Annotated in this window: 3 protein-coding genes, 14 tRNA genes and 2 rRNA genes; 5 read left to right on the top strand and 14 right to left on the bottom strand. The window is 43.1% G+C overall.

Annotated features, from left to right (window positions below; translation table 11 throughout):
* Window positions 1-41: 41 nt before the first annotated feature.
* The 5 genes from rrf (IQQ51_RS17055) (at window position 42) to IQQ51_RS17035 (ending at window position 1,944) form a co-directional block, all read left to right on the top strand.
* A 5S ribosomal RNA gene (gene rrf, locus IQQ51_RS17055) occupies window positions 42-157 on the top strand.
* Between the two features lie 39 nt (window positions 158-196).
* Window positions 197-273: transfer RNA gene (locus IQQ51_RS17050), tRNA-Thr, on the top strand.
* Window positions 274-314: 41 nt separating this feature from the next.
* Window positions 315-430 (top strand): 5S ribosomal RNA (gene rrf, locus IQQ51_RS17045).
* A gap of 30 nt (window positions 431-460) precedes the next feature.
* Window positions 461-537: transfer RNA gene (locus IQQ51_RS17040), tRNA-Asp, on the top strand.
* Between the two features lie 1,011 nt (window positions 538-1,548).
* Complete coding sequence (locus IQQ51_RS17035) at window positions 1,549-1,944, top strand: DUF2391 family protein (protein ID WP_048611972.1); 396 nt, start codon at window positions 1,549-1,551, stop codon at window positions 1,942-1,944.
* A gap of 344 nt (window positions 1,945-2,288) precedes the next feature.
* Here the strand turns inward: IQQ51_RS17035 and IQQ51_RS17030 are convergent.
* The 14 genes from IQQ51_RS17030 to IQQ51_RS27265 all read right to left on the bottom strand — a co-directional run.
* Window positions 2,289-2,364 (bottom strand) — tRNA-Asn (locus tag IQQ51_RS17030).
* Between the two features lie 29 nt (window positions 2,365-2,393).
* Window positions 2,394-2,469, bottom strand: a tRNA-Thr gene (locus IQQ51_RS17025).
* 36 nt (window positions 2,470-2,505) lie between these two features.
* Window positions 2,506-2,581: transfer RNA gene (locus IQQ51_RS17020), tRNA-Asn, on the bottom strand.
* A gap of 24 nt (window positions 2,582-2,605) precedes the next feature.
* Window positions 2,606-2,681, bottom strand: a tRNA-Thr gene (locus IQQ51_RS17015).
* A gap of 56 nt (window positions 2,682-2,737) precedes the next feature.
* Window positions 2,738-2,813: transfer RNA gene (locus IQQ51_RS17010), tRNA-Phe, on the bottom strand.
* Between the two features lie 235 nt (window positions 2,814-3,048).
* Entirely contained in the window at window positions 3,049-4,674 is a 1,626-nt protein-coding gene (locus tag IQQ51_RS17005; protein ID WP_193841630.1) for a methyl-accepting chemotaxis protein, read from the bottom strand.
* A 375-nt stretch (window positions 4,675-5,049) separates the two neighbouring features.
* Window positions 5,050-5,125, bottom strand: a tRNA-Asn gene (locus IQQ51_RS17000).
* Window positions 5,126-5,181: 56 nt separating this feature from the next.
* A tRNA-Phe gene (locus IQQ51_RS16995) sits at window positions 5,182-5,257 on the bottom strand.
* A 7-nt stretch (window positions 5,258-5,264) separates the two neighbouring features.
* A tRNA-Thr gene (locus tag IQQ51_RS16990) sits at window positions 5,265-5,340 on the bottom strand.
* 71 nt (window positions 5,341-5,411) lie between these two features.
* A tRNA-Asn gene (locus IQQ51_RS16985) sits at window positions 5,412-5,487 on the bottom strand.
* Window positions 5,488-5,543: 56 nt separating this feature from the next.
* Window positions 5,544-5,619, bottom strand: a tRNA-Phe gene (locus tag IQQ51_RS16980).
* A 7-nt stretch (window positions 5,620-5,626) separates the two neighbouring features.
* Window positions 5,627-5,702: transfer RNA gene (locus tag IQQ51_RS16975), tRNA-Thr, on the bottom strand.
* A 74-nt stretch (window positions 5,703-5,776) separates the two neighbouring features.
* Window positions 5,777-5,852: transfer RNA gene (locus tag IQQ51_RS16970), tRNA-Phe, on the bottom strand.
* 103 nt (window positions 5,853-5,955) lie between these two features.
* On the bottom strand, window positions 5,956-6,512 hold a 557-nt coding region (locus tag IQQ51_RS27265), incomplete at its 5' end, for a transglycosylase SLT domain-containing protein (protein ID WP_228012933.1).

Below are 6,512 nucleotides of genomic sequence, written 5' to 3'. Positions count from 1 at the left end.
GAGAAACTTTTAGATTATAGCTTTCCGAATTTTAAAATTTGCTTGGCGACCATAGCATTGTGGACCCACCTGATTCCATGCCGAACTCAGAAGTGAAAGACAATAGCGCCGATGGTAGTGTGGGGCTTCCCCATGTGAGAGTAGGACATCGCCAGGCTTTAAATTTTTAAAATCGTTTTTAAACGGTTTTTGAATTGCTGATATAGCTCAGCCCGGTAGAGCGCACCCTTGGTAAGGGTGAGGTCCCCAGTTCGAGTCTGGGTATCAGCACCATATTTAGTTGATTTGATTATTCAAGTTAACAACAGAATTTGTTTGACGACCATAGCATTGTGGACCCACCTGATTCCATGCCGAACTCAGAAGTGAAACACAATAGCGCCGATGGTAGTGTGGGGCTTCCCCATGTGAGAGTAGGACATCGTCAGGCTCAAATTGCTTTAAGCTGAATAGACACTGCGGAGTGGTAGTTCAGTTGGTTAGAATACCGGCCTGTCACGCCGGGGGTCGCGGGTTCGAGTCCCGTCCACTCCGCCATTTATTTAGAAGCCTCGCTAGCAATAGCGGGGCTTTTTTACATCTAAATTATAGTGTTTCGCCCCTCCATCTAATGACTTCCACATAAGATTTCCCGTACCCCATAACTCCTAGCCAACGCGTCCCTATTATTCCGTCATTTATCAGAAATCCCAATCCTACGACTAGAATCACATCATTTCTGATTCCAATTGTGGTTTGACACAAGAAAGACTTCAAACTTTAAACTTACTGATCAAATACTCGAGCCATACGACGTTGTAAGTTAGGTAATGAGACTGTTTTGACTCAGCGCCTCATTCAATACCTGAAACTATACAAGCATTAAAACTCATCCTGCTTGCTCAGTGCTTGGAGCCCTCCTCAAGTATTAGCTAGCAGCCCTTAGCCTAGAAAACCTGACTTATGTCCTGTCTGTGAATCTAGAGGATAGTTCTGATGTGTAATTAGGGCTCTATCATGGAGGCTTCTCTTAAGAAAGCTATAGCCCTTCACGAGTCGACTTAATACCTCTGTTATGCATTGAGCTTAAGGCTACTCTCGATGGTATTGATCGCCTTGTTCGAATCATTTTAAAGGATAAAAGTGGGTCAGATTCAGCTTGAAAGGAGATAGTCGTTTGGTTGCGTTCCAAAGTTAGTGCTGGAGGGAGATATACTAAGAAACAATGAATCTTTCGTATCCGTGCCTACACGTGCAGTAATGTTTATCACCGAACCGGATTGGGACTCTCTGGTTCTAGGATCTGGTATCTTAGGGTGTCTACCAGTCTCTCTTTGATTCTGATGTGCTTGTTGACTCGATATAAATTAGTTGTTTGACCGCTTTGCTCTGAGCATATTGATTTCTTGCCGGTTAGTTCAAGCTATGTTTTGGTTACTGCGACTAAGATTAATCTATAAGGTCACTACTGTTTGCTTAGTAAGAATAGAAAATCCCCCAGATCATCGGCGGATAGTTTTGTGATTATTTTAAGAGGTGAATAAAGCCTTAAACCTAATGGGTCGAACTATGAAATTGAGTTTTAACTTTGAAGATGCGAGCCAGATCTTTGTGGGATCTTTTGCTTTGGCCGTGCCGATTTCTTTTTCTGAAGAGGCTTGGAAGTTAGGGGAGACCTTACCTACAGCTAATCTATTGCTGTTATTTTTACTGTCTGCGGTGTTCTTAGGCTTCTATACGTATGAGAGTGTCTTTCAAAAAGATGTTGTTGCACGGTTGCCAGTGTTTATTTTCAGAATAGTTATTGCTTATGTTATGACGGCATTGGTCGTTGCTTTAGTACTGACTTGTCTGGACAAATTACCTCTAATGAGTGACCCAGTTGTATCGATCAAAAGAGTGATTGTTATTTCAATGCCTGCCTCTATGGGCGCTATTGTAGTGGATAGTTTTGATAAAGAGTGACTTGTGTATCATTTGGATTGAAGCGCCTTACAGAGCTTTTCTAGCGCTTATTTGATTCGTTATTTAGCTTTCTCATTTCTAGGCTTAGCATTGATTTGTTTAACCGCTCTCCTCATCAATATAATGAGTAGTAACGTTACTATGAGTGACACTTACGTGAATGTGTCGTTTGTTGCTGGGAGATATTGAAGAGCGTCAAGTAGCGAAGATTTGTAGCTTTGGAAGGAGATGAAAACAGTTGGTTTCTGAGTCGAATAGAAATTAGAGAGGAGAGGGAAGTTGTATTGAGATGTTGGGATCTTTAGATGCAAAAAAGCCGCATCAATGATGCGGCTTCTTTTAATTGGCTCCCCTTGCAAGACTTGAACTTGCGACATACGGATTAACAGTCCGCCGTTCTACCAACTGAACTAAAGGGGAATTGATTGTTTAGTCTCTAATCAAGAGAATGGTGCCGACTACCGGAATCGAACTGGTGACCTACTGATTACAAGTCAGTTGCTCTACCTACTGAGCTAAGTCGGCATCATGAATCAAAAAGCTTATGCTTGATGATTAACTTGGCTCCCCTTGCAAGACTTGAACTTGCGACATACGGATTAACAGTCCGCCGTTCTACCAACTGAACTAAAGGGGAATTATTCTTAAAGCTTTAAAGAAATGGTGCCGACTACCGGAGTCGAACTGGTGACCTACTGATTACAAGTCAGTTGCTCTACCTACTGAGCTAAGTCGGCACATAATATTTCTTTGTGCTTTACTGTTGTTGTCTAAGACACCAACAAATAAATTGTGGTGCCCGGAGGCGGAATCGAACCACCGACACGAGGATTTTCAATCCTCTGCTCTACCGACTGAGCTATCCGGGCGACGAGGTGTATTAAACGTGTTTTCGCGTTCTGGGTCAACATTAAATTGCAAAAAAAGTATCGTTTGATGTTTTTCTATACTTAGTGGGTTGTTTTTGCTCGTTTGGGGTGAAAAACCTAGGTCTAGCATGCCCTAAAAGATAGTAAAACTACGGTTAACTACACTGAATGGGCGCCGAAATAAAAAAAAGCACGTATGAAAACGTGCTTTTTTATTTAAAAATTTCTAGGGAGTTTAGTGTTTTACTTCAAACCTATTAACCCAAGCTTCTAATTCGTTGGAAAGAGAGGCAAGAGTTTGGGTGCTGTTATGACTTTCTGTTACGACATTGCTCAGTTGGTTACCGCTCTCTTCGATCATATTGATACGCTTCGATATATCATCGCTCACCTGAGTCTGCTCAGCGGCCGCTGTTGCGATTTGATGACTCATTGATGAAATGGACTCTAATGCGACAACAATCTGTTGTAGTGCTTCAGAGGCGTTTTGAGACTCTGTTACGGTGCTTTCACTGGTCGCGGCACAAACTTCCATGGTTTGAATTGCGTTGCGAGATCCTTCTTGAAGGTTATTAATCATCAATTGGATTTCTTTGGTGCTCGACTGTGTTCGGCCTGCAAGGTTACGAACCTCATCTGCTACAACTGCAAATCCACGACCTTGTTCGCCAGCTCGAGCTGCTTCAATGGCTGCGTTAAGTGCCAACAGGTTAGTTTGCTCCGCTATATCACCAATTACATCCAATACTTTTGCAATGTTGTTTACATCGTTATCTAGGTTAGCGACAGCTTCGCTTGCTGTGCCTAGTTGGCCTGCTAGGCCTTGAATGTTATCTACTGTGTTGTGAATGAGTTGTTGGGTATGCTGGCTCTGTTTGTCGGCCTCATCTGTGTTGCGCGCGGTATCGCTAGCTGAATCAGCAACGTTATTGGCTGAAGAGGCCATCTCGGTCATTGCTGTCGCGATCATCTCTGTTGATTGCTGTTGGGTCTCTGTCAGTTGAGCAATTGACCCAGCGCGATCTTCAACGCGCTGCAGTTCGCCTCTTAATGCCAGCATTGAAGCATCAAGGTTTGATACTAGCTCAGCCAGTGACTTACTCATTTGTTGCACTGCGTGATAGATACTGCCGCCAATTGCCTGAGTTTCGAAAGAGGTTTGAATTCGACCTTGTGCTACGGCTTGTACTGCTTCTCGTACGTCTTTAGGTTCGCCGCCAAGAAGCGCTAGCATGCGTTTAATGGATACAATTAGGCTCGATAGAATAAGACCAGCAATCACGACACAAAGGAATAACTGCCATTGAGCGGTAGACCAGAAACGAGCGTTAACTTCATTGAACCCGATACCGGTACCGACAACCCAGCCCCAATGTGGTGTTTTCTCAGCAATAGACAGTTTTTCTTCAATCGTTCCATCTGGCAGTTTTTGTGTCCAGGTGTACTCAATGATCTGGCCAGTGCGATTACCAAGTACTCTTTGGATTAGCTGACCAACACTATTGCCGTCACCATCTTTAAAGTCGTTAAAGCTGGTTCCGTGTAGTTGAGGATCTAATGGTGTCGCGACAAACGTCATGTTCTCATCGGCTACGTAAACATATTCATTATCTTTATAGATGTTGTTGCGAAGAAGGCGAGTAGCCAGTTGCTTAGCTTGATCTTCTTCTAGAGTGCCATCAATCGCCATCTTCTCCACTTCAGTAAGGATGCTGTATGCACTCTTAAATAGCTCTGTCACGCGAGCTTTGTTGTCCATGTTGCTAGCGACTCTCAATGTCCATAAACCAGTAGCCGTCAGTGCTAGCAGGGCGATCAAGATGATGCCCGATAATAAGTAAGCTTGCGTTTTTAGTTTCATATTTCCCCGCGCAGCGATTCAATAATTAGTATTAGGTATAATTCATCGAATCTTAATCTAAGTGGTGTAAGGCAGATATTAGAAAGACATCAAAACATGATAGAGATTAAATTTTCGAAGAAAAAAAAGTAACGGAACTGAATTCTGTTTGTTTTAATGTGAATATTAGTGGGTCATGAACTTTGGAAGGAGTTGGTTCTGTTGGAATGGATATGCTTTATAGAACTTAGAATCTGCTGCTGTAGTAAGAGTACTAGAAGGAGATAACTCAATTTATCGAGACTGATTAAGAGTAGAGCTGATGAGTATATTGAATAGAGTTTGCTTTTGTTCAAACGAAAAAAGCCAAGTCTTTCGACTTGGCTTTCTTGAATGTGGCTCCCCTTGCAAGACTTGAACTTGCGACATACGGATTAACAGTCCGCCGTTCTACCAACTGAACTAAAGGGGAATTATTTGTGTCAACATCAGGTCTATAAAGACCATTATTTGTTAAGCACCAAATAATGGTGCCTCGAGGCGGAATCGAACCACCGACACGCGGATTTTCAATCCGCTGCTCTACCGACTGAGCTATCGAGGCAAAAGAATGGTGCCGACTACCGGAGTCGAACTGGTGACCTACTGATTACAAGTCAGTTGCTCTACCTACTGAGCTAAGTCGGCACACTAAATTCTTTGCTTAAAGAGTTAAACTCTTCAATTAAAACCTCATAAAAAATGAAGTCCTTTAAAAATGGCTCCCCTTGCAAGACTTGAACTTGCGACATACGGATTAACAGTCCGCCGTTCTACCAACTGAACTAAAGGGGAATTACTTGTCTCAACATCAGGTCTATAAAGACCATTATTTGTTAAGTACCAAATAATGGTGCCTCGAGGCGGAATCGAACCACCGACACGCGGATTTTCAATCCGCTGCTCTACCGACTGAGCTATCGAGGCAAAAGAATGGTGCCGACTACCGGAGTCGAACTGGTGACCTACTGATTACAAGTCAGTTGCTCTACCTACTGAGCTAAGTCGGCACACTAAATTCTTTATGCTTTTGTCCGTGCTGCTACTCCCTGTTAAAGAGTGTTGACACCAACAAATCAAATTGTGGTGCCCGGAGGCGGAATCGAACCACCGACACGAGGATTTTCAATCCTCTGCTCTACCGACTGAGCTATCCGGGCAACGGAGCGCTATTAAACGGATTTTCTTCATAACCGTCAACACCTTTTTTGAAAATAATTAAAAAAAACGTTCGTTAGTTGTTTTTTTATTCAAAAGTGAGGCTTACGTTTTACCTTGGTTAAAATCTTTCTTGAATTTTGTTACTTTTTCTAAGTATCGGCGCGACTCTTTGTTTGGGTGCTTTTTAGTAAGTGCCCAGTACGCTTGGCTAGGTTGCAGCGAGTTTAGGTCTCGCATTGCTCGTTTTCTGTCCTTGCTGAAGGTATTGAGTACGCCACCCGTGCCGCCGTTGTATGCTGAAATCATGCTGTACTCGAGCGTTGTCGGGTGTTTTACATCTTTCAAATAACGATTTTTGAGTATGTAAAAGTACGCGGTGCCAGCATCAATGTTGTTTTCTGGATTGAATAAATACTCAGGACTTGGCTCTCCAGGCTTGTTCTTTACAAGCTTAAACACATCTCGACCAGCGGTTTTAGGTACCACCTGCATAAGACCGTATGCATTCGCCCAACTCACCGCGTAAGGGTTGAAACTACTCTCTGTTTTGATAATCGCGTAGATCAAATCTTCAGGAATGTCGTAACGCTGAGATGCTCGTCGAACGATATCGGCATATTGATAACTACGCTGACTGGCGTGATCGGCCACCATTGGGA

Origin of the sequence: Vibrio sp. OPT18, assembly GCF_015163615.1 — a bacterium.
GTDB classification, from domain to species: domain Bacteria; phylum Pseudomonadota; class Gammaproteobacteria; order Enterobacterales; family Vibrionaceae; genus Vibrio; species Vibrio coralliirubri.
This window is presented reverse-complemented; position numbering and strand designations above follow the sequence as displayed.

What these genes read in the sequence shown, in the direction of transcription:
- IQQ51_RS17035 (WP_048611972.1), top strand. Translation starts at nt 1,549, where the DNA reads ATGAAATTGAGTTTTAACTTTGAAGATGCGAGCCAGATCTTTGTGGGA.
- IQQ51_RS17005 (WP_193841630.1), bottom strand. Translation starts at nt 4,674, where the DNA reads ATGAAACTAAAAACGCAAGCTTACTTATTATCGGGCATCATCTTGATC.